Source organism: Pseudomonas sp. SLBN-26, from assembly GCF_006715895.1.
Lineage (GTDB): Bacteria > Pseudomonadota > Gammaproteobacteria > Pseudomonadales > Pseudomonadaceae > Metapseudomonas > Metapseudomonas otitidis.
In genome coordinates this window covers 5735958-5760012 of sequence record NZ_VFOB01000001.1, presented here as the reverse complement: position 1 = coordinate 5760012, position 24055 = coordinate 5735958, and the positions used below count along the sequence as shown (strand labels likewise).

The window sequence follows — 24055 nt, the reverse complement described above, 5'->3', positions numbered from 1 at the left end:
CTCCTGCAACAAATACTGTTGTCGTCTTGATCAAAACACTTAGAAGGTCTGGCCCAGGGAGAACTGGAACACCTGGGTGTCGGCATTGTCGGGCTTCTTGATCGGCATGCCCAGGCTGAAGCTCAGCGGGCCCAGCGCCGTGATCCAGGTCAAGCCCACACCCACCGAGCTGGCAAGCTCACCCAGGTTGATGTTGCTGCAGTTCTTCGCCGTGGACGAGCAACTGGTGTCGAACACGTTGCCCACATCCCAGAACAGCACGGTACGCAGCTGGCGCTGATCCTTCACGAACGGCAGCGGGAACAGGTACTCGACGCCGCCCTGCACCAGCACGTTGCCACCGAAGGGCAGCGGATCCTGGTCCGGGTCAGCCAAAGTACCAGGGTTGGTGCCCTTGCTCGGCGTACTGCGCGGGCCGAGGCTGCTGTCCTTGAAACCGCGTACGGAGTTGAAGCCGCCGGCGAAGTAGTGCTCATAGAACGGCAGTTCAGAGGTGGAGCCGTAGCTGTCGCCGTAGCCCAGCTCGGTGTGCCAGCGCAGCGCGGTGTTCTGGGTCAGCGGGGTGAAGACCTGGCCACGGTAGTCGAGCTTGTAGAACGACAGGTCGCTGCCGGGAATGGTGGTTTCCAGCACCAGGCTCTGGGAGTGGCCACGGGTTGCCATCACGCCCTTGTTCAGGGTGGACTCGGACCAGCCGATCGATCCCTTGAAGTTCAGGTACTTGTCGCCTTCGTTCTTGATGAAGTTGAAGATCTCGTCGACGGTGTAGCGGCCGGTGCCGATCTCGTCCTGCTGTACGGTCAGGCCGAAGGTCAGGCGCGACGTCTCGCTGATCGGGTAGCCGACGCTCACACCACCACCCAGGCTGTCCACGGAGTAGCTGGAAACGTCCACGTCCAGCTTGTTGTAGTCAGTGGTGCGGTAGAAGGCGTTGTAACCCAGGCTGACGCCATCGACGGTCCAGTAGGGGTCGACGAAGCCGAAGTTGTAGCGGGTCTGGTACTCAGAACGGGTCAGGCCGATGCTGACCTTGTTGCCGGTACCGAGGAAGTTGTTCTGGCTGATGGAGCCGCCCAGGATCAAGCCCGCGCTCTGGGCGAAGCCCACGCTGGCGGTGATGGAGCCGGAAGGCTGCTCTTCGACGGTGTAGTTCACGTCAACCTGGTCATCGGTACCCGGCACCTGCGGGGTCTCGACGTTCACTTCCTTGAAGAAGCCCAGGCGCTCGAGGCGGGTCTTGGATTGGTCGATCAGATAGGTCGACGCCCAGCCACCTTCCATCTGGCGCATTTCACGGCGCAGCACCTGGTCTTCGGTCTTGGTGTTGCCACGGAAGTTGATGCGGTTGACGTAGGCACGCTTGCCTGGGTCGACGGCGAAGGTCACGGAGACGGTGTGGTCTTCGTCGTGGGTCTGGGGGATGCCGTTGACGTTGGCGAAGGTGTACCCCTCGTTACCCAGGCGACGGGTGATCAGCTCGGAGGTGGTGGTCATCACCTTGCGGGAGAACACCTGCCCTTCCTTGACCAGCAGCAGCGCCTTCACTTCTTCCTCGGGCACCTTGAGGTCGCCGGAGAGCTTCACGTCGCGAATGGTGTACTTCTGACCTTCATCTACGTTGACGGTGATGTAGACGTGCTTCTTGTCGGGGGTGATGGACACCTGGGTGGAGGAGATGTCCATGTTGATGTAGCCGCGGTCCAGGTAGTAGGAACGAAGGCGCTCCAGGTCACCGGAGAGCTTCTCGCGGGCGTACTTGTCGTCGTTCTTGAAGAAGGACAGCCAGTTGGTGGTCTTCAGCTCGAACAGGTTGATCAGGTCTTCGTCGGGGAACACGGTGTTGCCGACGACGTTGATGTGCTGGATCGCAGCGACCGTACCTTCGTTGATGTTGATCTTCAGCGCGACGCGGTTGCGCGGCTGGGGAATCACGTCGGCCTCAATCTCCGCGGAGTAACGACCCTGGGCCACGTACTGGCGCTGCAGCTCGTTACGCACGCCCTCGAGGGTCGCACGCTGGAAGATTTCACCCTCGGAGAGGCCGGACTGCTTGAGACCCTTCAGCAGGTCTTCGGTACTGATGGCCTTGTTGCCCTCGATCTCGATGCTGGAGATGGACGGACGTTCGACTACGCTGATGACCAGCACACCGCCGTCGCGGCCGAGCTGGATGTCCTGGAAGAACCCGGTCTTGAACAGGGCACGGGTGGCTTCGACCAGGCGGCGATCATCAGCCTGGTCGCCTACGTTCAGCGGCAGGGCGCCGAAGACGCTGCCTGCGGATACACGCTGCAGGCCGTTGACGCGGATGTCGGATATGGTGAAGGACTCGGCGTGAACTTTGCCGATCATGAGTGCGGCAAACACCGCGGTTAGCAGCAGGCGTTTCATGAAGTCCTTTTTTTCCAACTGATAATAAGGAATCTGCCGCATAGGGCGGCAGATCCGGAATTCAGTGACGCGTTACAGCCGGCTCAGATCATTCACCAGGGCCAGTAGCATGACCCCGACGACCAGACTGATGCCGATCTGTACCCCCCAAGCTTGCACCCGTTCTGACAATGGCCGGCCACGCGCCCATTCGATCAGGTAGAACAGCAGGTGCCCCCCGTCCAGGACGGGAACTGGCAGTAGATTGAGAACCCCCAGGCTTATGCTCAGGTAGGCCAGGAAATTCAGGAAATCCCCCACGCCCGACTGGGCCGAAGCGCCCGCCACTTTAGCAATGGTTATCGGCCCGCTCAAGTTTTTTACCGAGAGCTCGCCGAGCAACATTTTCTTTAGGGAATCCAGAGTTAGCAGACTCATGGACCAGGTGCGTGCCGCCGCCTCGGCGACCGCATCCAGCGGCCCGAAAGCCACTTCGCGCAACATCTCCGGCGGCCAGTCGACCGGTTTGACGCCTACGCCCATGAAGCCGCGGCGCGCCTCGCCTTCCCCGGCACTGCCCAGGGTGATGGAGACGTCGGCCACCTGCCCGGCACGCTCATAGCGGACCAGGACTGCCTGGCCGGCCCGGGGGCGGACGTAGTCCACCAGTTGCTGCCAGTCGTCCAGACGGACATCGTCCAGCGCGAGAATGCGATCCCCCACCTGCAGCCCGGCGGCCTTGCCGGGGCCGTCCGGAACCTCGCCTACCACAGGCGGCAAGGCCGGGCGCCACGGCGTGATGCCGAGCGAGCCGATGGTGTCAGGCTCTTCGGCCCCTTTGAGCCAGTTATCGAGCCGCAACTGCACGGACGCATCAACGCTTGAGCCGGCCTCGCGAACCTGCACATCCAAGGTCCCGGACTCGCCCAGACGGCGCACGAGCTGGAGATTGACGCCGCCCCAGCCGGTCACTGCCTTGCCGTCCACCGAGACGATTTCTTGTCCGGGCACCAGGCCGGCACGCGCCGCGATGCTGTCCGGCGCTACGGCACCGATCACCGGGCGAACCTGCTGGCTGCCCAGCATGGCTAGCACCCAGAAGAACACCAGCGCCAAGATGAAGTTGGCCACCGGCCCCGCCGCGACGATGGCGATGCGCTGGCCGACGCTCTTGCGGTTGAAGGTCTGGTGGAGCTGTTCGGGCGGAATCTCGACGTCGGTCTCGCGCTCGTCGAGCATCTTGACGTAGCCGCCCAGGGGGATGGCCGCGATGACGAACTCAGTGCCATGGCGATCATGCCAACGCACCAGCGGCGTACCGAAGCCGACCGAGAATCGCAGCACCTTGACGCCACAGCGGCGCGCCACCCAGAAGTGACCGAACTCGTGGAAAGTCACCAGGACCCCGAGTGCCACCAGGGTGCCCACGAACATGTAGAGCGCGTTCATCGAACCACCTTCGGGCTCAGCGCCCGTTCCGTACCAGCCATTGCTGAGCCGCTACACGAGCGCGGGCGTCCGCCTCGACCACGGCGTCGAGCGATTCGACCGCCAGCGCCGCCTCTCGGTTCAGCACCTCGTCGATGATACTCGCGATCTCGGTGAAGCGAATCCGCCGCCCGAGGAAGGCCGCAACGGCGATTTCGTTGGCGGCATTGAGCATGGCCGGCGCACTGCCACCCGCCTCGGCCGCCTGACGAGCCAGGCGCAGGCAGGGAAAGCGCCCCTCATCGGGCTCCTGGAAGTCGAGCCGACCGACACGGAAAAGATCGAGCGGCGCGACACCGGAATCCACCCGTTCCGGCCATGCCAACGCATGAGCGATCGGAGTGCGCATGTCCGGGTTGCCGAGCTGCGCCAGCACCGAACCATCGACGTAGTCGACGAGGGAATGAATGACGCTCTGCGGGTGGATCACCACCTCGACCTGGGAGGGCGCCGCATCGAACAGCCAGCAGGCCTCGATCAACTCCAACCCCTTGTTCATCATGCTGGCCGAATCGACAGAGATCTTCCGCCCCATGGACCAGTTGGGATGGGCGCACGCCTGCTCCGGCGTGACATTGGCCAGCGCCTCCAGAGGCGTCTCGCGGAAAGGGCCTCCCGAGGCCGTGAGCAGGATGCGCCGCACACCGACCTGTGCAAGGCCACGCCCGTAGTCCCCGGGCAGGCACTGGAAGATCGCATTGTGCTCGCTGTCGATCGGCAGCAGCACCGCACCATGGCGACGCACTGCCTGGATGAACAGGGCGCCGGACATCACCAGCGCCTCCTTGTTGGCCAGCAGAACCCGTTTGCCTGCCTCGACCGCCGCCAGGGTCGGACGCAACCCTGCCGCACCGACAATGGCGGCCATCACCGCATCCACCTCCGGATGCGCGGCGATTTCACACAGTCCCGCTTCTCCCGACAGCACACGGGTGTCGAGACCAGCCCTAATCAGCGCGTCCTGCAGGACGCGCGCGGCCGATGCATCGGGTACCACCGCGAAACGCGGTCGGTGCCGGATGCACAGGGCTTGCAGCTCCGCCAGGCGGGAAAAGCCGCTGATGGCGAAGACTTCATAACGCTGGGGATGGCGGGCAATCACATCCAGGGTGCTGAGCCCGATGGAGCCCGTGCCCCCCAGCACTGAAACGCGCAGAGGACGATTCACAATGCGCCCCAGCCCGCGACCCACAACAGGGTGGCGAACACCGGAATGGCAGCGGTGAGGCTGTCGATGCGATCCAACACGCCACCATGGCCAGGCAGCAGGTTGCTGCTGTCCTTGATGCCGGACTGGCGCTTGAACATGCTCTCGGTCAGGTCACCCACCACCGAGATCAGCACCACCACTGCCGCACCCAGTAGCCCCAGCACGAGCTCACCGCCGGACCAGCCGCGGTAGAGGCCGACACACAACGTGATGAGGAGGCAGGTGAAGAGCCCACCGATCAGCCCCTCCCAGCTCTTGCCAGGGCTTACTGCCGGGGCCAGCTTGCGCTTGCCGAAGGCCTTGCCGGAGAAGTAGGCACCGATGTCCGCTGCCCAGACCAGCACCATCACCGCAAGGATGAGCAGGTTCGCCAGCGGCCACTGCTTGAACAGCACCAGCCCTTGCCAGGCCGGCAGCAGGATCAGCAGACCGATCACCCATTTGCTGGCCTGGGCCCGCCAATGGCGACTGCTCTCGGGGTAGCCCAGCACCAGGACGGTGGCCGCCCCCCACCAGAGCACACCCAGCAGCAGGACCAGCGGCGCCAACGCCGGCAATTGATAAAGGGCCAGCAGCGCCACGGCGACGACAGCGGCATAGCCGACACGGACGCCCTGGGACTCATGCCCTGCCAGGCGCGCCCACTCCCAGGCTCCAAGCGTCACCACGGCACCGATGAACAGCGCAAAAGCCGCACCATCTAGGAGGAAGAAGCCCCCAAGGGCGATCGGCAGCAGCACGAGAGCGGTGATGATTCGTTGCTTGAGCATCAGGGACGGGCCTCGGCCTCTATTTGTTCACTGGTCTTGCCGAAGCGGCGCTGGCGCTTGGCGAAGTCCGCCAGGGCCTTGCGCATGGCGTCGTGCTTGAAGTCGGGCCAGAACAGGTCGGAGAAATAAAGCTCGGCGTATGCCAGCTGCCAGAGCAGGAAATTGCTGATGCGGTGCTCGCCACCGGTGCGGATGCACAGGTCGGGAAGCGGCAGGTCACCCGTGGCCAGGCAGTTCTGCAAGAGCCCGGGTGTGATCTCGTCCACCTGGAGGTGGCCGGCCTGGACTTCACGCGCCAGCCGCTGAGCAGCCTGGGTGATGTCCCATTGCCCACCGTAGTTGGCGGCGATCTGCAGGGTGAAACGATTGTGCCCCGCTGTCAGCAGCTCGGCCTCGCGCATGGCGGCCTGCAGCTCGGGGTGAAAGCGGGAACGGTCGCCAATGATGCGCAGGCGGATACCGTTGTCGTTGAGTCGCCGCGCCTCGCGCCGCAAGGCACCGAGGAACAGCTCCATAAGCGCACTGACCTCGTCGGCCGGGCGCTGCCAGTTCTCACTGGAGAAGGCGAACAGGGTGAGCACATCCACCCCTGCATCCGCGCAGACCTCGATGACCGCACGAACCGCGTCGACACCGGCCTTGTGGCCGGCGACGCCGGGGAGCAGGCGCTTCTTGGCCCAGCGATTGTTGCCATCCATGATGATCGCCACATGCCGCGGGACCGCTGGAGAAACGCCTTTCTTTTCCATTTCAGAACGCCGTCAGACCGCCATCAGGTCGGCTTCTTTGGCCTCCAGGGCCTTGTCGATCTCGCCAACGTACTTGTCGGTGAGCTTCTGGACCTCATCAGCAGCACGACGCTCTTCGTCTTCGCTGATTTCCTTTTCCTTCACCAGGTCCTTCAGCTGGGCGAGCGCATCACGACGGATGTTGCGCACGGCCACGCGGGAGTTCTCGGCTTCGGCACGGGCCTGCTTGGTGTAACCCTTGCGGGTTTCCTCGGTCAGGGCCGGCATGGGAACGCGGATGGTGGTACCGGCGGTGGCCGGGTTCAGGCCCAGGTCGGAGGTCATGATGGCCTTCTCGACCGCCTGGATCATGCTCTTGTCGAACACGGTCAGGGCCAGGGTACGGGAGTCCTCGGCCACCACGTTGGCGACCTGGCGCAGGGGAGTATCAGCGCCGTAGTAGGAGACCATCACGCTGTCCAGGATGCTCGGGTGAGCGCGGCCGGTGCGGATCTTGGCGAAGGCGTGATCCAGGGCCTCCAGGGTTTTCTTCATGCGCTCCTGCGCGTCCTTCTTGATCTCGTTGATCATTGTTCGCCCTCCTCGATCAGGGTTCCTTCGGCGCCGCCCACCACGATGTTCAGCAGGGCACCGGGCTTGTTCATGTTGAAGACCCGCAACGGCATCTGCTGGTCACGGCACAGGCAGATGGCGGTCAGGTCCATCACCCCCAGCTTGCGATCCAGCACCTCGTCGTAGGTCAGGCGCTCGAACTTCTCGGCATTGGGGTCCTTGAAGGGATCGGCAGTGTACACGCCATCCACCTTGGTCGCCTTCAGCACGACGTCGGCGTCGATCTCGATGGCCCGCAGGCAGGCAGCCGAGTCGGTGGTGAAGAAGGGGTTGCCGGTGCCGGCGGAGAAGATCACCACTTCGCCACTCTTGAGGTGGCGCATCGCCTTGCGGCGGTCGTAATGATCGGTCACGCCGACCATGGAGATGGCCGACATCACCAGCGCGGGAATGTTGGAGCGCTCCAGGGCATCGCGCATGGCCAGGCCGTTCATCACGGTGGCGAGCATGCCCATGTGGTCGCCGGTCACCCGGTCCATGCCGGCCGCACTCAGGGCCGCACCACGGAACAGGTTGCCGCCACCGATCACCAGGCCGACCTGGACACCGATGCCGACCAGTTGACCGATCTCCAGCGCCATGCGGTCCAGGACTTTCGGATCGATGCCGAACTCCTCGGACCCCATCAGCGCTTCGCCGCTGAGTTTGAGCAGAATGCGTTTATAGCGAGGTTGACGACCACTCACCTGCTGAGCCATTACGAGTCTCTCCTGCGGCGTTTTTCGAATTCATGGGCCAGAGGCCCGGTACGCGGGGCATGGCGCTGGCCATGCCGATGGCGAACGCCAGGCGCACGCCACGGAACCTGCCCCAAATGGGTTCCCCAGTTTGACGAAGAGGCCGCGCGCGTGAGCGGGCAGCCTCTTGCGGGGCGACAGCCGAGGCCGTCTTATTGCTGGGTGGCAGCGACCTGGGCAGCTACTTCGGCAGCGAAGTCCACTTCCACCTTCTCGATGCCCTCGCCCACTTCGAAGCGAACGAAGGAAACGATTTCGGCACCGGCTTTCTTGGCCAGCTCACCAACCTTGACTTCCGGATCCTTGACGAACGGCTGCTCGACCAGGCTGGCCTCGGCCAGGAACTTGGAGATACGGCCTTTGACCATGTTCTCCACGATGTTCTCCGGCTTGCCGGCGATCTTGTCGGCGTTCAGGGCCAGGAAGATTTCCTTTTCCTTGGCGATAGCTTCTTCGGAAACCTCGGAAGCGTTCAGGAACTGCGGGTTGCTGGCAGCGACGTGCATGGCGATGTCTTTAGCCAGCTCGACGTTGCCACCCTTCAGGTTCACCAGAACACCGATGCGGTGGCCGTGCAGGTAGGCACCTACTACGTCACCCTCGACACGAGCCAGACGACGGATGTTGACGTTCTCGCCGGTCTTGGCAACCAGGGCCAGGCGGGCTTCTTCGCGGGAGGCGACCAGCGGAGCAGCGTCGGTCAGCTTCTCGTTGTAAGCCTGCTCGACGGAGGCGGCAACGAAGGCCTTGAAGTCGTCCTGCAGAGCCAGGAAGTCGGTCTGGGAGTTGACTTCGATGATGACGGCAGCCTTGTTGTCGTCGGCAACCTTGACCGCAATGGAGCCTTCGGCAGCGATGTTGCCGGACTTCTTGGCGGCCTTGATGGCGCCAGCGGCGCGCATGTCGTCGATGGCCTTCTCGATGTCGCCGTCAGCGGCGGTCAGGGCCTTCTTGCAATCCATCATGCCCAGGCCGGTACGCTCACGCAGTTCTTTCACCAGGGCTGCAGTAATCTCTGCCATGTCGCAATCCTCTTGAATAGGTTTTCAACCATTCAGCCCGGCAACCCGGGCAAACAATTCTGTGAGGTGGCAAAAAGGGGGCCTAGCCCCCTTCCTGCGCACCGGGTAACGCTGGAGCGCTCCGAAATCAGCCTTCGGCTGCCTCGGAAGCGGCTTCCTCGACGAACTCGTCCGGACCGCCAGCGGCGTTCTGACGGCCGCGGATGACGGCGTCGGCCATGGCAGCCAGGTACAGCTGAACGGCGCGGATGGCGTCGTCGTTACCGGGGATGACGTAGTCAACGCCTTCCGGGCTGCTGTTGGTATCGACAACGCCGATGACCGGGATGCCCAGCTTGTTGGCTTCGGTGATAGCGATGCGCTCGTGGTCGACGTCGATCACGAACAGAGCATCCGGCAGACCGCCCATGTCCTTGATACCACCCAGGCTGCGCTCGAGCTTCTCGAGGTCGCGGGTGCGCATCAGGGCTTCTTTCTTGGTCAGCTTGGCGAAGGTGCCGTCCTGGGCCTGGGTTTCCAGGTCGCGCAGGCGCTTGATGGACTGACGGATGGTCTTGTAGTTGGTCAGCATGCCGCCCAGCCAGCGGTGATCGACGTACGGGGAGCCGCAACGAGCAGCTTCTTCGCGGACGATCTTGCCAGCGGAACGCTTGGTGCCGACGAACAGGATCTTGTTCTTGCCTGCAGCCAGCTTCTCAACGAAGGACAGGGCCTCGTTGAACATCGGCAGGGTTTTTTCCAGGTTGATGATGTGGATCTTGTTGCGCGCGCCGAAAATGTACTTGCCCATTTTCGGGTTCCAGTAACGGGTCTGGTGGCCGAAGTGCACACCGGCCTTCAGCATGTCGCGCATGTTGACTTGGGACATCTCAATTCCTCGATAAGTCGGGTTAGGCCTCCACGTATCCCGATATCCAACCCTTGCGGGCACCCAGGAGACCGTGTCGATACGTGTGTGGGGTTGAGCCTTGCGGGCACCACTGCCCGTAAAGCGGCGCGTTTTATAGCATAAAAAGTGGCGGCAAGCTACATGAATCCGGCAAGCCGGACAGGGCACGCCGCGCCCTCGCGGCTTCTGGCTTGCCGCTCGAAGCTGATAAGATTGCCGCCTTCATACGGATACGCCTGAGAACCGCCATGACCGTCACCATCAAGACCGCCGACGAAATCGAGAAAATGCGCGTGGCAGGCCGCCTGGCCGCCGAAGTGCTGGAGATGATCGGCGAGCACGTCAAGCCCGGGGTGACCACCGAAGAGCTCGACCGCATCTGCCACGACTACATCGTCAACGTCCAGAAGGCGATTCCCGCCCCGCTGAACTACAAGGGCTTCCCCAAGTCCATCTGCACCTCCATCAACCACGTCGTCTGCCACGGCATCCCCAATGAGAAGCCGCTGAAGGATGGCGACACCCTGAACATCGACGTGACCGTCATCAAGGACGGCTATCACGGCGACACCAGCCGCATGTTCCACGTCGGCAAGGTGCCGGTCTGGGCCGAGCGCCTGTCCCAGGTGACCCAGGAGTGCATGTACAAGGCCATCGAGCTGGTCAAGCCGGGCTGCCGCCTGGGCGACATCGGCGAGGTGATCCAGAAGCACGCCGAGAAGAACGGCTTCTCGGTGGTCCGCGAGTTCTGCGGCCATGGCATCGGCGCCGTGTTCCACGAAGAGCCCCAGGTCCTGCACTACGGCCGTGCCGGCACCGGCATGGAGCTGAAGGAAGGCATGACCTTCACCATCGAGCCGATGATCAACCAGGGCCGCCCCGATACCAAGGTGCTGGGCGACGGCTGGACCGCCATCACCAAGGACCGCAAGCTCTCCGCCCAGTGGGAGCACACCATCCTGGTGACCGCCGACGGCTACGAGATCCTCACCCTGCGCAGCGACGACACCCTGCCGCGCACCGCCCCCTGATCGTTCCCTCTATATAAGGAAGGCCGTAGATGCCGCAGGTTGATCCCGAGCTTTTCGACCGCGGCCAGTTCCAGGCCGAACTGGCGCTGAAGTCCAGCCCCATCGCCGCGTTCAAGAAGGCCATCCGCCAGGCCAAGGATGTACTCGACGCCCGTTTCGCCAACGGCCGGGACATCCGCCGCCTGGTCGAGGACCGCGCCTGGTTCGTCGACCAGATCCTGCGTGAGGCCTGGGCCCGCTTCGACTGGAGTGAAGACGCCGACATCGCCCTGCTAGCGGTCGGTGGCTACGGCCGGGGCGAACTGCACCCCTACTCCGACATCGACCTGCTGATCCTGCTGGACAGCGCCGACCACGAGACCTTCCGCGAACCGATCGAAGGCTTCCTCACCCTGCTCTGGGACATCGGCCTGGAAGTCGGCCAGAGCGTGCGCTCCGTCGACGAATGCGCCGAAGAGGCCCGGGCCGACCTCACCGTCGTCACCAACCTGATGGAAAGCCGCACCATCGCCGGGCCGGAATCCCTGCGCCGGCGCATGCAGGAGGTCACCAGCCCGGAACGGATGTGGCCCAGCAAGGACTTCTTCCTCGCCAAGCGCCAGGAGCAGAAGGCCCGCCATGCCAAGTACAACGACACCGAGTACAACCTCGAGCCCAACGTGAAGGGCTCCCCCGGCGGCCTGCGCGACATCCAGACCATCCTCTGGGTCGCCCGCCGCCAGTTCGGCAGCCTCAACCTGCACGCCCTGGTCAAGGAAGGGTTCCTCGTGGAGAGCGAATGCAGCATGCTTGCCTCCAGCCAGGAGTTCCTCTGGAAGGTCCGCTACGCCCTGCACATGCTCGCCGGCCGCGCCGAAGACCGCCTGCTGTTCGACCACCAGCGCAAGCTCGCCGGGCTGCTCGGCTTCCACGGCAGCGACGCCAAGCAGGCCATCGAACACTTCATGCAGAAGTACTACCGCGTGGTCATGGCCGTCGCCGAACTCAGCGACCTGATCAACCAGCACTTCGAAGAGGTCATCCTGCGCAGCGGCGAGAACGCCATCGCCCAGCCGCTCAACAGCCGCTTCCAGCTGCGTGACGGCTACATCGAGGTGGCCCACCCCAACGTCTTCAAGCGCACCCCCTTCGCCCTCATGGAGATCTTCGTGCTGATGGCCCAGCACCCGGAGATCAAGGGCGTGCGCGCCGACACCATCCGCCTGCTGCGTGACAGCCGCCACCTGATCGACGACGACTTCCGCAGCGACATCCGCAACACCAGCCTGTTCATCGAGCTGTGCAAATCACCCCAGGGCATCCACCGCAACCTGCGCCGCATGAACCGCTACGGCATCCTCGGGCGCTACCTACCCGAGTTCGGCCACATCATCGGGCAGATGCAGCACGACCTCTTCCACATCTATACGGTCGACGCCCACACCCTCAACCTCATCAAGCACCTGCGCAAACTGAAGTGGCCGGAGCTGGCGGAGAAGTTCCCCCTCGCCAGCAAGGTCATCGACAAGCTGCCCAAGCCCGAGCTGATCTACATCGCCGGGCTCTACCACGACATCGGCAAGGGCCGCGGTGGCGACCACTCCGAACTGGGTGCCATCGACGCCGAGGCCTTCTGCGCCCGCCACCAACTGCCAGCCTGGGACTCGCGCCTGGTGGCCTGGCTGGTGCAGAACCACCTGGTGATGTCCACCACCGCCCAGCGCAAAGACCTCTCCGACCCGCAGGTGATCCTCGACTTCGCCCGCCTGGTGGGCGACCAGACGCACCTCGACTACCTCTACGTGCTCACCGTGGCCGACATCAACGCCACCAACCCGAGCCTGTGGAACTCCTGGCGCGCCAGCCTGCTGCGCCAGCTCTACACCGAGACCAAGCGCGCCCTGCGCCGCGGCCTGGAGAACCCGCTGGACCGCGAAGAGCAGATCCGCCAGACCCAGGTCGCCGCCATCGACATCCTCGTGCGCAACGGCATCGACCAGGACGACGCCGAACAGCTCTGGGCCCAGCTCGGCGACGACTACTTCCTGCGCCATACCGCCAGCGACGTGGCCTGGCACACCGAAGCCATCCTCCAGCATCCGGACGGCAACGACCCGCTGGTGCTGATCAAGGAAACGGCCCAGCGCGAGTTCGAAGGCGCCACCCAGATATTCATCTACGCCCCCGACCAGCACGACTTCTTCGCCGTGACCGTGGCGGCGATGAGCCAGCTCAACCTGAACATCCACGACGCCCGGATCATCACCTCCACCAGCCAGTTCACCCTCGACACCTACATCGTGCTGGACACCGCCGGCGGCTCCATCGGCAACGACCCGGCGCGCATCCAGGAGATCCGTGAGGGCCTGATCGACGCGCTGAAGAACCCCGACGAGTACCCGGCCATCATCCAGCGCCGCGTCCCGCGCCAGCTCAAGCACTTCGCCTTCCCGCCGGAGGTCACCATCTCCAACGATGCCCAGCGTCCGGTGACCGTGCTGGAAGTGATCGCCCCCGACCGCCCCGGCCTGCTGGCGCGCATCGGGCGCATCTTCCTCGACTTCGACCTGTCGCTGCAGAACGCCAAGATCGCCACCCTCGGCGAACGGGTGGAGGACGTCTTCTTCATCACCGATGCCGACAACCAGCCGCTGTCCGACCCCGAGCTCTGCCAGCGCCTGCAGGCGGCCATCGTCTCCCAGCTCTCCGAGGCCAGTGGCCAGAACGCCCAGCTCGGCCGCATCAGCATCTGACGCGCCCGACCGCACCACCAGGAACCGCACATGAACGACGCCCTGAACCAGCTGCAGCCCTACCCCTTCGAAAAGCTCCGCGCTCTGCTCGCCGGCGCCCAGCCCCCGGCCGACCGCGCGCCCATCGCCCTCTCCATCGGCGAGCCCAAGCACCGCTCCCCGGACTTCGTTGCCAAGGCCCTGGCCGACAACCTCGACCAGCTCGCCGTCTACCCCACCACCCTGGGCATCCCCGCCCTGCGCGAAGCCATCGCCGCCTGGTGCGAACGCCGCTTCAAGGTACCTGCCGGCTGGCTCGATGCCGCGCGCCACGTGCTGCCGGTCAACGGCACCCGCGAAGCACTGTTCGCCTTCACCCAGGCCGTGGTCAACCGCGCCGACAATGGCCTGGTGGTCAGCCCGAACCCCTTCTATCAGATCTACGAAGGCGCAGCCCTGCTGGCCGGAGCCGAACCCCACTACCTGCCCTGCGAGGCGGAAAACGGCTTCAACCCCGACTTCGACGCCGTGCCGGTCGAGGTGTGGAAACGCTGCCAGATCCTCTTCCTCTGCTCCCCGGGCAACCCCACCGGTGCCCTGGTACCGGTGGAACAACTGAAGAAGCTGATCGCCCTGGCCGACGAACACGACTTCGTCATCGCCGCCGACGAGTGCTACAGCGAGCTGTACTTCGACGAAGCCAACCCGCCGGCCGGCCTGCTCACCGCCTGCGCCGAACTGGGCCGCAGCGACTTCGCCCGCTGCGTGGTGTTCCACAGCCTGTCCAAGCGCTCCAACCTGCCGGGCCTGCGCTCCGGCTTCGTCGCCGGTGACGCCGCCATCCTCAAGGCCTTCCTGCTGTACCGCACCTACCACGGTTGCGCCATGCCCGTGCAGACCCAGCTGGCCAGCGTCGCCGCCTGGAACGACGAGGCCCACGTGCGCGCCAACCGCGACCTGTACCGCGAGAAGTACGACGCCGTGCTCGACACCCTCGGCGGCGTGCTCGATGTGCAGCGCCCGGACGGCGGCTTCTACCTCTGGGCCAAGACCCCGGTGGACGACACGACCTTCACCCGCGAACTCTTCGCCCGTGAGCACGTCACCGTGGTGCCCGGCTCCTACCTCTCCCGCGAAGTGAATGGCGTCAACCCGGGCGCCGGCCGCGTGCGCATGGCCCTGGTCGCCCCGCTGGCCGAGTGCGTCGAAGCAGCCGAACGCATCCGCCGCTTCGTCCGCAGCCTCTGACCCGACCGCCCGGTCATCAACCGGGCCAATGTCACAAAGCGGGACATCCGGGCTTGCCTCCAGGCGCCCGGCCCCCGACTATCCGAGCGTTCATCCAGGGACGGATGGGCAAGCAGCCCCGGCAGATGCCGGGTGCAGCCACCATGGAACGGGAGTCAGCATGAAAGTCTTCGAAGTCACCATCACCGTCGGCGGCGCCGTCGGCCACATCATCATCGGCGGCGGCATCTTCAACGCCAAGGTGCGCGACACCAGCAACAACCGCACCTCGCTCTACACCATCTACATGGCCGGCATCGGCGTTGGCCTGCCCGCCTTCCGCGCTACCTCCAGCACCTTCCGTTTCACCGATGACGACAGCAAGTCCTCCGATAGCTTCGAGGGCTACGGCTACATGGGCGGCGTCTCCGTGGAGGCCGGTGCCGGCGTCAAGATCGGTGGCGGCATCAAGATCCCCAACGGCCCGCTGATCCCCACCACCGTTTCCACCGACTACGGCGGCGTCGACATCAGCGTGTCCCACAACGTCACCCGCTGGGCGCTGTGAAGGAGGCTGCATGGACCTCGCACTCAGACTGATCATCGCCGCGCTATTCCTGGCCCTGGCGCTTTACCTGCTGCTACGTCCGGCCCAGGCCGGCGCCGCGCTGGCACGGTTCTACGGGCGCTACCCGCTGGTGCGCCTGGCACCGACCGAGCAGCTCGCCTCGCGCCCCGCCCTGCTGCGCCTGCTGGGGCTGGGTCTGGCTGTGCTGGGCGCCGCTGCCCTGCTCCTGTAGCACGCTCCCACGCGGCGCCGGGCGTGGCATAATCGCCGACCGACGCCGCGCGGCCCCTCGCCGCGCGCCCCATGGCCCACCGCGAACCGAGCTGCTCAATGACCATTACCCTCTATGGCATCAAGGCCTGCGACACCATGAAGAAAGCCCGCACCTGGCTCGACGAGCAGGGCGTGAGCTACGCCTTCCACGACTACAAGACCGCCGCCATCGACCGCGCCAGCCTGAAGAAATGGTGCGACGAGCACGGCTGGGAAACCGTGCTGAACCGCGCCGGCACCACCTTCCGCAAGCTCGACGACGCGCAGAAGGCCGACCTCGACCAGGCCAAGGCCATCGACCTGATGCTGGCCCAGCCCTCGATGATCAAGCGCCCGGTGCTCGATCTCGGTGACCGCACCCTGGTCGGCTTCAAGCCGGACCTCTACGCCGCCGCGCTCAAGTAACCCCGAACACCGAACGGACGTCCGACAGCCAGGCACGCGACCGGCAGCGGGCGTCCGAACCACCCTTTCAGAACGAGGAATGTCCATGTCCCACGCACTCTTCAGCATCGCCTTCGGCGTTGGCACCCAGAACCGCCAGGGCAACTGGCTGGAAGTCTTCTACGCACAGCCGCTGCTCAAGCCCACCGAAGCACTCGTCGACGCCGTCGCCCCGCTGCTCGGCTACACCGGCGGCAACCAGGCCATCACCCTCAGCAACACCCAGGCCGCCGACCTGGCCAGCGCCCTGAAAGAGATCGACGCCGCCCAGGCCGCCCTGCTGACCCGCCTGGCCGAGAGCCACAAGCCGCTGGTCGCCACCCTGCTGGCCGAAGATGCCGCGCTGACCTCCACCCCCGAGGCCTACCTCAAGCTGCACCTGCTCTCCCACCGCCTGGTCAAGCCCCACGGTCTGAACCTCACCGGCATCTTCCCGCTGCTGCCCAACGTGGCCTGGACCAGCGAAGGCGCCGTGGACCTGGCCGAACTGGCCGAGCGCCAGCTGGAGGCCCGCCTGAAGGGCAACCTGCTGGAAGTCTTCTCCGTGGACAAGTTCCCGAAAATGACCGACTACGTCGTCCCCGCCGGCGTGCGCATCGCCGACAGCGCCCGCGTGCGGCTGGGCGCCTACATCGGCGAAGGCACCACCGTGATGCACGAAGGCTTCGTCAACTTCAACGGCGGTACCGAAGGCCCGGGCATGATCGAAGGCCGTGTCTCCGCAGGCGTCTTCGTCGGCAAAGGCTCCGACCTGGGCGGCGGCTGCTCCACCATGGGCACCCTCTCCGGTGGCGGCAACATCGTCATCTCCGTGGGTGAAGGCTGCCTGATCGGCGCCAACGCCGGCATCGGCATCCCGCTGGGCGACCGCAACATCGTCGAAGCCGGCCTGTACATCACCGCCGGCACCAAGGTCGCCCTGCTGGACGACCAGAACGCCCTGGTGAAAGTGGTCAAGGCCCGCGACCTGGCCGGCCAGCCCGACCTGCTGTTCCGTCGCAACTCGCAGAACGGTGCCGTCGAGTGCAAGACCAACAAGACAGCCATTGAGCTGAACGAAGCCCTCCACGCCCACAACTAAGCTGCACAGGGAAGCCGGCGTCGGACGCTCCACAGCCTCCGGCACCGGCTTTTCACTTCCCGCCGTCCGGCTTCAGGCCCATCGTCATGCTCCCATCTCCCTGGCGCTCCGACTTCCCCGCCCTCTCGGCCCTCGACGCCGAGGGCCAGACCTACCTGGACAGCGCTGCCACCTCGCAGAAGCCCCAGGCGGTGCTGGATGCGCTGCTCGGCTACTACGCCAGCGGTGCCGCCAACGTGCACCGGGCCCAGCACCTGCCGGGTGAGCGTGCCACCCGCGCCTTCGAAGGCAGCCGCACCCGCGTTGCCCAGTGGCTGAATGCCGAGCATCCGGCGCAGATCGTCTTCACCCGGGGCACTACCGAGGCCCTAAACCTCCTGGCCTACGGGCTGGAGCAGCAGTTCCGGCCGGGCGAGCGCATCGTCATCAGCGCCCTGGAGCACCACGCCAACCTCCTGCCCTGGCAGCAACTGGCCCGCCGACGCCAGCTCGAACTGGTGGTGCTGCCGCTGGATGCACGGGGTGACATCGACCTCGACCAGGCCCGCCAGCTGATCGACTCGCGCACCCGCCTGCTGGCCGTCAGCCAGCTGTCCAACGTGCTCGGCCGCTGGCAGCCCCTCGGCGAGCTGCTGGCCATGGCCCGCCAGCAAGGCGCGCTGACCGTGGTGGATGGCGCCCAGGGAATAGTCCATGGCCGCCATGACGTGCAGACCCTGGGCTGCGACTTCTACGTGTTCTCCGGGCACAAGCTCTATGGCCCGGAAGGCGTCGGCGTACTCTACGGTCGCACCGAGGCCCTGGCCCGCCTGACCCATTGGCAGTTCGGCGGCGAGATGGTGCGCCGTGCGGGCTACCACGATGCCGACTTCCACGACGCCCCGCTGGGCTTCGAGGCCGGCACCCCGGCGATTGCCTCGGTGATCGGCCTCGGCGCCGCGCTGGACTACCTCGACAGCCTCGACGCCGCAGCGGTCAGCGCCCACGAGACGGTGCTCCACGCCAAGCTGATGGCCGGCCTCGCCGCCCGCGACGGCGTGCGCCTGGTGGGCGAGCCCCAGGTGGCGCTGGCCTGCTTCAGCGTCGACGGCGTGCACAACGCCGACCTCGCCCACCTGCTCACCGAACAGGGCATCGCCGTGCGCGCCGGTCACCACTGCGCCATGCCGCTGTACCAGGGGCTCGGGCTCAGCGGCGCGATCCGAGTGTCCCTCGGCCTCTACAACGACGGCGCTGACGTGGAGCGCTTCCTCTCGGCCCTGGACAAGGCCCTGGAGCTGCTGCGATGAACCTTCCCCCCCAAGCCACCGAAGCCCTGGCAGCCTTCGGCGCCGCCGCCAGCTGGGAACAGCGCGCGCGCCTGCTGATGCAATGGGGTGAACACCTGGAGCCCCTGAGCCACACCGAGTGCAGCGAAGCCAACCGCGTGCACGGCTGCGAAAGCCAGGTCTGGCTGGTGGAGGAGATAAAGGAAGGGCGCCGCCACTTCCGCGCCGCCAGCGATGCGCGGCTGATCCGTGGCCTGCTGGCCGTGCTGCTGGCGCGGGTCCAGGGCCTGGCGCCGGAGGAGCTGGCCACGCTGGACCTCAGCGACTGGTTCACCCAGCTCGGCCTCTCCCGCCAGCTCTCACCATCTCGCACCAACGGCCTCAACGCCGTGCTCGACAGGATGCGCAAGGCCGCACCGTGAAGGGCGGGTTAATGAATCCGCTCGCGCCTGTAGGAGCGAGCTCTGCTCGCGAAGCGTCCGGCCCGGTAGCCCGGGCTTCAGCCCGGGAGCGGCGTGGCACGTCCCGGACTGAAGTCCGGGCTACGTCAGGCTCGCCCATGGGGCTGCGGGGGACTCCGATGGTGGGCTGAAGCGGAACGCCGCCCGGCCCACCCTACGGGGAATGCCCCTGAACCGCGTGGTACCGCCCCGGTAGAAGAAGCGAATTCATTCGCGAAACAGCTCCCGGTGCAAACGCGCTAGCCCGCAGCCCGCTCCGACGGCCGCCGCGCACCGGCTACCAGCTTGTCCACCGTCTTCGCCGCCGCAGCCATGCCGAAGCTGGCGGTGACCATCATCACCGCGCCAAAGCCGCCGGCGCAGTCCAGCTTCACGCCTTCCCCCACGAAGCTCTTCTGCTGGCACACCGAGCCATCGGGCTTGGGGTAGCGCAGCTGCTCGGTGGAGAACACGCAGGGCACGCTGTAGGTGCGCCCCGGCGTGCGGGAGAAGTTGTAGTCGCGGCGCAGCATGGAGCGCACCTTGGCCGCCAGCGGGTCATTGAAGGTCTTGTTCAGGTCGGTGACCTGGATCTGCGTCGGGTCCACCTGGCCGCCGGCGCCGCCGGTGGTGACGATCTGGATCTTGCGCCGCTTGCACCAGGCGATCAGCGCCGCCTTGGCCGCCACGCTGTCGATGCAGTCGATCACCGCGTCCAGCTCCACAGTGATGTACTCGGCCATGGTCTCGCGGGTGACGAAGTCGGCCACCGCGTGGACCACACAGGCCGGGTTGATGGCGCGGATGCGCTCGGCCATCACCTCCACCTTGGCCTTGCCGACACTGCCGGCGATGGCATGCACCTGGCGGTTGGTGTTGGTGATGCAGACGTCGTCCAGGTCGAACAGGGAAATCTCCCCGACGCCGGAGCGTGCCAGCGCCTCGGCCGCCCAGGAGCCGACGCCGCCGATGCCGACCACGGCCACATGGGCGGCCTGCAGGCACGCGAAGCCTTCCTGGCCGTAGAGGCGGGCGATACCGCCGAATCGTTCGTCTGTCATCTCGTCACTCCGTCGCCCACCGGCGGGCGGCGCGCATTATAGGAAGGGCCCCGCTCCGCCCCAAGCCCATCCCGGCTGAATGGCAGCCCATAGACTCGCCCTGGGTCGGCCGACGCTATAGTCCCTGCACACCGACAGGGGGAGCCCCATGCGCAACTTCACCTTCTACAACCCGACCCGCATCCACTTCGGCGAAGGCCAGATCGCCAAGCTGTCCCGGGAGATTCCCGCCGGCAGCCGGGTGCTGGTCACCCACGGCGGCGGCAGCATCTTCCAGAACGGCGTGTGGCAGCAGGTAGAGCAGGCGTTGGCCGGCTACAGCCTGGTGCGCTTCGCCGGCATCGAGCCCAACCCGCAGTTCGACACCCTGGTGCGCGCCGTCGAACTGGCCCGCCAGGAGCAGTGCGACTTCATCCTCGCGGTGGGTGGCGGTTCGGTGATCGACGGCAGCAAGTTCATCGCCGCCGCCCTCTGCCATGACGGCGACCCGCTGGACCTGCTCACCGGCACCCGCGCCCAGGCCGCCGTGCCGCTGGGCTGCGTGCTGACGCTGGCGGCCACCGGCTCGGAGAGCAATCCCCACGGCGTGGTCACCCACGTCGCCCGCCAGGAGAAGCTGCCCTTCTCCAGCCCGCTGCTGTACCCCCGCTTCGCCATCCTCGACCCACGCACCACCTTCAGCCTGCCGCCCCGGCAGATCGGCAACGGCGTGGTGGACGCCTTCGTGCACACCCTGGAGCAGTACCTCACCTACCCCGCCGACGCGCCCCTGCAGGACCGCCAGGCCGAAGGCCTGCTGCTGACCCTGATCGAGGAAGGCCCCAAGGCCCTGGCCAACCCCGAGGACTACGCCGTGCGGGCCAACCTCATGTGGTGCGCCACCCAGGCCCTGAACGGCCTGCTCGGCTGTGGCGTCCCCCAGGACTGGGCGACCCACATGATCGGCCACGAACTCACCGCCCTCTATCACCTGGACCACGCCCAGACCCTGGCCGTGGTGCTGCCCGCGCTGCTGGACGAACGCCGCGACGCCAAGCGCGAGAAGCTGCTGCAGTACGCCGAGCGGGTCTGGGGGCTGAGCGGTGACGAGGCGGCGCGCATCGACGGTGCCATCCATGCCACCCGTGCCTTCTTCGAGCGCATGGGCGTGCCCACCCGCCTGGCCGACCATGGCCTCGACGCCGACGCCATTCCCCGCGTCCTGGCCCAGCTGGAACGCCACGGCATGACCGCCCTTGGCGAGCGTCGCGACCTGGACCTGGCGGCCAGCGAACGCATCCTGCTGAAGGCGCTCTGACCCCCTTCGCAGCGGTGCCGCGCACACCGCTGCGAAACTTCCGCAGGCGCCGAAGGACAAAGGGGTTGTGCGGCGACGGAGCGGTACGTCTATCGTTCGTACACAATCTATACAGTCGCCGGACGCCGGAGTAGCATGCGCGCCGACCAGCGCTCGCTGGCGCTATCTCCCCCGTTCCACGCTTCGGAACCCGAAATCCCTATGTCATCGCGTAAATTTGGTCTCAACCTGGTGGTCTTCGTGGCGGTCGCCGCGTTGTTCACCGGACTCTGGGCGCTCTATAACCGTCCGGTCAGCGCGCCCGACTGGCCCGAACAGATCTCCGGCTACTCCTACTCGCCGTTCCGCGCGGACCAGAACCCGCAGCAGAACCGCTACCCCACCGACGAGCAGATCCGTGAAGACCTGGAGCTGCTGAGCAAGCAGACCGACAACATCCGCACCTACTCGGTGGACGGCACCCTGGCGGACATCCCCCGCATCGCCGAGGAATTCGGCCTCCGCGTGACCCTCGGTATCTGGATCAGCCCGGACGAAGCACGCAACGAGCGCGAGATCACCAAGGCCATCGAGATCGCCAACACCTCCCGCAGCGTCGTTCGCGTGGTGGTGGGCAACGAAGCCCTGTTCCGCCGCGAGATCAGCCGCAAGGACCTCTCCGCCTACCTCGACCGCGTACGCGCCGCCGTGAAGGTTCCGGTGACCACCTCCGAGCAGTGGCACATCTGGCTGAAATACCCGGAGCTGGCCAACCACGTCGACCTCATCGCCTCCCACGTCCTGCCCTACTGGGAGTTCATCCCCATGCAGGACTCCACCCAGTTCGTGCTGGAGCGCGCCAAGGACCTGAAGAAGGCCTTCCCGAAGAAGCCGCTGCTGCTGTCTGAAGTGGGCTGGCCGAGCAACGGCCGCATGCGCGGCGGCGCCGACGCCACCCAGGCCGACCAGGCCATCTACCTGCGCACCCTGGTCAACGCTCTCAACGCCCAGGGCTACAACTACTTCGTGATCGAGGCCTTCGACCAACCGTGGAAGGCCAGTGACGAAGGCTCCGTGGGCGCCTACTGGGGCGTATACAACCTCGACCGCCAGCCCAAGTTCAACTTCGAAGGCCCGGTGATCGCCATCCCGCAATGGCGCATGCTCGCCGTCGCCTCGGTGGTCATGGCCCTGCTGGCCCTGGCCCTGACCCTGATCGACGGCAGCGCCCTGCGCCAGCGCGGTCGCACCTTCCTCACCTTCGTCGCCTTCGCCGGCGGTTCCGCCCTGGTGTGGATCGCCTACGACTACAGCCAGCAGTACAGCACCTGGTTCAGCATGACCGTCGGCGTGCTGCTGGGCATCGGCGCCCTGGGCGTGTTCATCGTGTTGCTCACCGAGGCCCACGAGCTGGCAGAGGCCGTGTGGGTACGCGCCCGTCGCCGGCCGTTCATGCCGGTGCTGGCCGACAGCGCCTACCGTCCCAAGGTCTCCATCCACGTGCCGTGCTACAACGAGCCGCCGGAGATGGTGAAGCAGACCCTCGACGCCCTGGCCAACCTCGACTATCCGGACTTCGAAGTCCTGATCATCGACAACAACACCAAGGACCCGGCCGTGTGGGAGCCGGTGCAGGCCTATTGCGAACAGCTCGGCCCGCGCTTCCGCTTCTTCCACGTGGCGCCGCTCGCCGGCTTCAAGGGTGGCGCGCTGAACTACATCCTGCCGCACACCGCCCCGGACGCCGAGGTGGTCGCGGTGATTGACTCGGACTACTGCGTCAACCGCAACTGGCTGAAGCACATGGTCCCGCACTTCGCCGACCCGTCCATCGCCGTGGTCCAGTCCCCGCAGGACTACCGCGACGGCAACGAGAACACCTTCAAGAAGCTCTGCTACGCCGAGTACAAGGGCTTCTTCCACATCGGCATGGTGACCCGCAACGACCGCAACGCGATCATCCAGCACGGCACCATGACCATGATCCGCCGCAGCGTGATGGACGAACTGCAGTGGGCCGACTGGACCATCTGCGAGGACGCCGAGCTGGGCCTGCGCGTGTTCGAGAAGGGCTACGCCGCCGCCTACGCCCACGACAGCTTCGGCCAGGGCCTGATGCCCGACACCTTCATCGACTACAAGAAGCAGCGCTTCCGCTGGGCCTACGGCGCCATCCAGATCATGAAGGGCCACGCCCGCAGCCTGTTCATGGGCAAGGACTCCGAGCTCAAGCGCGGCCAGCGCTACCACTTCATCGCCGGCTGGCTGCCGTGGATCGCCGACGGCCTGAACATCTTCTTCACCGTCGGAGCCCTGCTCTGGTCGGCCGCGATGATCATCGTGCCGCAACGGGTCGACCCGCCGCTGCTGATCTTCGCCATCCCGCCGCTGACGCTGTTCTTCTTCAAGCTCGGCAAGATCGTGTTCCTCTACCAGCGTGCGGTGGGGGTCAACCTGAAGGACGCCTTCTGTGCCGCCATCGCCGGCCTGGCGCTGTCGCACACCATCGCCAAGGCGGTGCTGTACGGGTTCTTCACCAAGACCATCCCGTTCTTCCGTACGCCGAAGATGCGCACCAACCACGGCCTGCTGATGGCCCTGGCCGAAGCCCGCGAGGAAGTGTTCATCATGCTGCTGCTGTGGGGTGCCGCCATCGGCATCGCCATCGTGCAGGGCCTGCCCAGCTCCGACGTGAAGTTCTGGGTCGCCACCCTGCTGGTGCAGTCGCTGCCCTACGCTGCCGCACTGGTCATGGCACTGCTGTCCTCGGCGCCGAAACCGGTGGTGGCCGAGCAGCCCCAACCCGCCGCGGCCTGACCTCCGCGAGC

General features: G+C 65.8%; 21 protein-coding genes. 11 read left to right on the top strand and 10 right to left on the bottom strand.

Going from position 1 to position 24055, the window contains the following annotated elements; all coding sequences use genetic code 11:
* Positions 1-39 precede the first annotated feature (39 nt).
* The 9 genes from bamA to rpsB form a co-directional block, all read right to left on the bottom strand.
* The gene (gene bamA / locus FBY21_RS26710; RefSeq protein ID WP_074971944.1) at positions 40-2391 is read right to left on the bottom strand and encodes an outer membrane protein assembly factor BamA; all 2352 of its coding nucleotides are present in this window, start codon (positions 2389-2391) and stop codon (positions 40-42) included.
* A 72-nt stretch (positions 2392-2463) separates the two neighbouring features.
* On the bottom strand, positions 2464-3819 hold the full coding sequence (rseP, locus tag FBY21_RS26705; protein WP_142015266.1) for an RIP metalloprotease RseP: 1356 nt from the start codon (positions 3817-3819) through the stop codon (positions 2464-2466).
* Positions 3820-3835: 16 nt separating this feature from the next.
* Positions 3836-5026 (bottom strand): 1-deoxy-D-xylulose-5-phosphate reductoisomerase, encoded by a 1191-nt coding sequence (gene ispC, locus FBY21_RS26700; RefSeq protein WP_142015263.1) that lies wholly within the window; start codon positions 5024-5026, stop codon positions 3836-3838.
* On the bottom strand, positions 5023-5838 hold the full coding sequence (locus FBY21_RS26695) for a phosphatidate cytidylyltransferase (protein ID WP_074971947.1): 816 nt from the start codon (positions 5836-5838) through the stop codon (positions 5023-5025). The genes ispC and FBY21_RS26695 overlap by 4 nt, the downstream gene beginning before the upstream one ends.
* Entirely contained in the window at positions 5838-6587 is a 750-nt protein-coding gene (gene uppS / locus FBY21_RS26690; RefSeq protein WP_142015260.1) for a polyprenyl diphosphate synthase, read from the bottom strand. The genes FBY21_RS26695 and uppS overlap by 1 nt, the downstream gene beginning before the upstream one ends.
* Before the next feature lie 12 nt (positions 6588-6599).
* A complete protein-coding gene (frr, locus tag FBY21_RS26685) occupies positions 6600-7157 on the bottom strand; it encodes a ribosome recycling factor (protein WP_044414379.1) in 558 nt (185 codons plus the stop codon).
* Positions 7154-7897: a UMP kinase gene (gene pyrH, locus FBY21_RS26680; protein ID WP_044414381.1), complete on the bottom strand. Its 744-nt coding sequence runs from the start codon at positions 7895-7897 to the stop codon at positions 7154-7156. The genes frr and pyrH overlap by 4 nt, the downstream gene beginning before the upstream one ends.
* A 191-nt stretch (positions 7898-8088) precedes the next feature.
* Entirely contained in the window at positions 8089-8958 is an 870-nt protein-coding gene (tsf, locus tag FBY21_RS26675) for a translation elongation factor Ts (RefSeq protein WP_044414384.1), read from the bottom strand.
* Positions 8959-9085: 127 nt separating this feature from the next.
* Positions 9086-9826, bottom strand: a complete 741-nt coding sequence (gene rpsB, locus FBY21_RS26670; protein WP_044414387.1) for a 30S ribosomal protein S2 — start codon at positions 9824-9826, stop codon at positions 9086-9088.
* Positions 9827-10095: 269 nt separating this feature from the next.
* On the opposite strand from rpsB, the gene map reads away from it, so the two are divergent.
* From map to FBY21_RS26625, 9 genes are all read left to right on the top strand, one after another.
* Entirely contained in the window at positions 10096-10878 is a 783-nt protein-coding gene (gene map, locus FBY21_RS26665) for a type I methionyl aminopeptidase (protein WP_142015255.1), read from the top strand.
* Between the two features lie 29 nt (positions 10879-10907).
* Positions 10908-13610: a [protein-PII] uridylyltransferase gene (locus FBY21_RS26660; RefSeq protein WP_142015251.1), complete on the top strand. Its 2703-nt coding sequence runs from the start codon at positions 10908-10910 to the stop codon at positions 13608-13610.
* 30 nt (positions 13611-13640) lie between these two features.
* Positions 13641-14837 (top strand): succinyldiaminopimelate transaminase, encoded by a 1197-nt coding sequence (gene dapC / locus FBY21_RS26655; protein ID WP_142015247.1) that lies wholly within the window; start codon positions 13641-13643, stop codon positions 14835-14837.
* 160 nt (positions 14838-14997) lie between these two features.
* Positions 14998-15384: a hypothetical protein gene (locus FBY21_RS26650; protein WP_044414394.1), complete on the top strand. Its 387-nt coding sequence runs from the start codon at positions 14998-15000 to the stop codon at positions 15382-15384.
* A 10-nt stretch (positions 15385-15394) separates the two neighbouring features.
* Entirely contained in the window at positions 15395-15616 is a 222-nt protein-coding gene (locus FBY21_RS26645) for a hypothetical protein (protein ID WP_142015243.1), read from the top strand.
* 98 nt (positions 15617-15714) lie between these two features.
* On the top strand, positions 15715-16062 hold the full coding sequence (locus FBY21_RS26640) for an ArsC family reductase (protein ID WP_069562134.1): 348 nt from the start codon (positions 15715-15717) through the stop codon (positions 16060-16062).
* An 85-nt stretch (positions 16063-16147) separates the two neighbouring features.
* On the top strand, positions 16148-17182 hold the full coding sequence (dapD, locus tag FBY21_RS26635; RefSeq protein ID WP_107328227.1) for a 2,3,4,5-tetrahydropyridine-2,6-dicarboxylate N-succinyltransferase: 1035 nt from the start codon (positions 16148-16150) through the stop codon (positions 17180-17182).
* Between the two features lie 86 nt (positions 17183-17268).
* Positions 17269-18471: an aminotransferase class V-fold PLP-dependent enzyme gene (locus FBY21_RS26630; RefSeq protein ID WP_142015239.1), complete on the top strand. Its 1203-nt coding sequence runs from the start codon at positions 17269-17271 to the stop codon at positions 18469-18471.
* Complete coding sequence (locus FBY21_RS26625; RefSeq protein ID WP_142015234.1) at positions 18468-18872, top strand: SufE family protein; 405 nt, start codon at positions 18468-18470, stop codon at positions 18870-18872. Before FBY21_RS26630 ends, FBY21_RS26625 begins: the two co-directional genes overlap by 4 nt.
* A gap of 278 nt (positions 18873-19150) precedes the next feature.
* Here the strand turns inward: FBY21_RS26625 and tcdA are convergent, their stop codons facing one another.
* On the bottom strand, positions 19151-19951 hold the full coding sequence (gene tcdA, locus FBY21_RS26620; RefSeq protein WP_142015225.1) for a tRNA cyclic N6-threonylcarbamoyladenosine(37) synthase TcdA: 801 nt from the start codon (positions 19949-19951) through the stop codon (positions 19151-19153).
* 148 nt (positions 19952-20099) lie between these two features.
* Here tcdA and FBY21_RS26615 point away from each other — a divergent pair, with 148 nt between their 5' ends.
* Both FBY21_RS26615 and FBY21_RS26610 read left to right on the top strand, forming a co-directional pair.
* Complete coding sequence (locus FBY21_RS26615; RefSeq protein WP_107328223.1) at positions 20100-21248, top strand: iron-containing alcohol dehydrogenase; 1149 nt, start codon at positions 20100-20102, stop codon at positions 21246-21248.
* Between the two features lie 201 nt (positions 21249-21449).
* Entirely contained in the window at positions 21450-24044 is a 2595-nt protein-coding gene (locus tag FBY21_RS26610) for a glycosyltransferase (RefSeq protein WP_044414409.1), read from the top strand.
* The last annotated feature ends 11 nt before the right edge of the window (positions 24045-24055 follow it).

Bases quoted from the DNA above. Each gene is read 5' to 3' on its own strand.
- bamA (WP_074971944.1), bottom strand. From the start codon at position 2,391: ATGAAACGCCTGCTGCTAACCGCGGTGTTTGCCGCACTCATGATCGGC.
- rseP (WP_142015266.1), bottom strand. From the start codon at position 3,819: ATGAACGCGCTCTACATGTTCGTGGGCACCCTGGTGGCACTCGGGGTC.
- FBY21_RS26695 (WP_074971947.1), bottom strand. From the start codon at position 5,838: ATGCTCAAGCAACGAATCATCACCGCTCTCGTGCTGCTGCCGATCGCC.
- uppS (WP_142015260.1), bottom strand. From the start codon at position 6,587: ATGGAAAAGAAAGGCGTTTCTCCAGCGGTCCCGCGGCATGTGGCGATC.
- frr (WP_044414379.1), bottom strand. From the start codon at position 7,157: ATGATCAACGAGATCAAGAAGGACGCGCAGGAGCGCATGAAGAAAACC.
- pyrH (WP_044414381.1), bottom strand. From the start codon at position 7,897: ATGGCTCAGCAGGTGAGTGGTCGTCAACCTCGCTATAAACGCATTCTG.
- tsf (WP_044414384.1), bottom strand. From the start codon at position 8,958: ATGGCAGAGATTACTGCAGCCCTGGTGAAAGAACTGCGTGAGCGTACC.
- rpsB (WP_044414387.1), bottom strand. From the start codon at position 9,826: ATGTCCCAAGTCAACATGCGCGACATGCTGAAGGCCGGTGTGCACTTC.
- map (WP_142015255.1), top strand. From the start codon at position 10,096: ATGACCGTCACCATCAAGACCGCCGACGAAATCGAGAAAATGCGCGTG.
- FBY21_RS26660 (WP_142015251.1), top strand. From the start codon at position 10,908: ATGCCGCAGGTTGATCCCGAGCTTTTCGACCGCGGCCAGTTCCAGGCC.
- dapC (WP_142015247.1), top strand. From the start codon at position 13,641: ATGAACGACGCCCTGAACCAGCTGCAGCCCTACCCCTTCGAAAAGCTC.
- FBY21_RS26650 (WP_044414394.1), top strand. From the start codon at position 14,998: ATGAAAGTCTTCGAAGTCACCATCACCGTCGGCGGCGCCGTCGGCCAC.
- FBY21_RS26645 (WP_142015243.1), top strand. From the start codon at position 15,395: ATGGACCTCGCACTCAGACTGATCATCGCCGCGCTATTCCTGGCCCTG.
- FBY21_RS26640 (WP_069562134.1), top strand. From the start codon at position 15,715: ATGACCATTACCCTCTATGGCATCAAGGCCTGCGACACCATGAAGAAA.
- dapD (WP_107328227.1), top strand. From the start codon at position 16,148: ATGTCCCACGCACTCTTCAGCATCGCCTTCGGCGTTGGCACCCAGAAC.
- FBY21_RS26630 (WP_142015239.1), top strand. From the start codon at position 17,269: ATGCTCCCATCTCCCTGGCGCTCCGACTTCCCCGCCCTCTCGGCCCTC.
- FBY21_RS26625 (WP_142015234.1), top strand. From the start codon at position 18,468: ATGAACCTTCCCCCCCAAGCCACCGAAGCCCTGGCAGCCTTCGGCGCC.
- tcdA (WP_142015225.1), bottom strand. From the start codon at position 19,951: ATGACAGACGAACGATTCGGCGGTATCGCCCGCCTCTACGGCCAGGAA.
- FBY21_RS26615 (WP_107328223.1), top strand. From the start codon at position 20,100: ATGCGCAACTTCACCTTCTACAACCCGACCCGCATCCACTTCGGCGAA.
- FBY21_RS26610 (WP_044414409.1), top strand. From the start codon at position 21,450: ATGTCATCGCGTAAATTTGGTCTCAACCTGGTGGTCTTCGTGGCGGTC.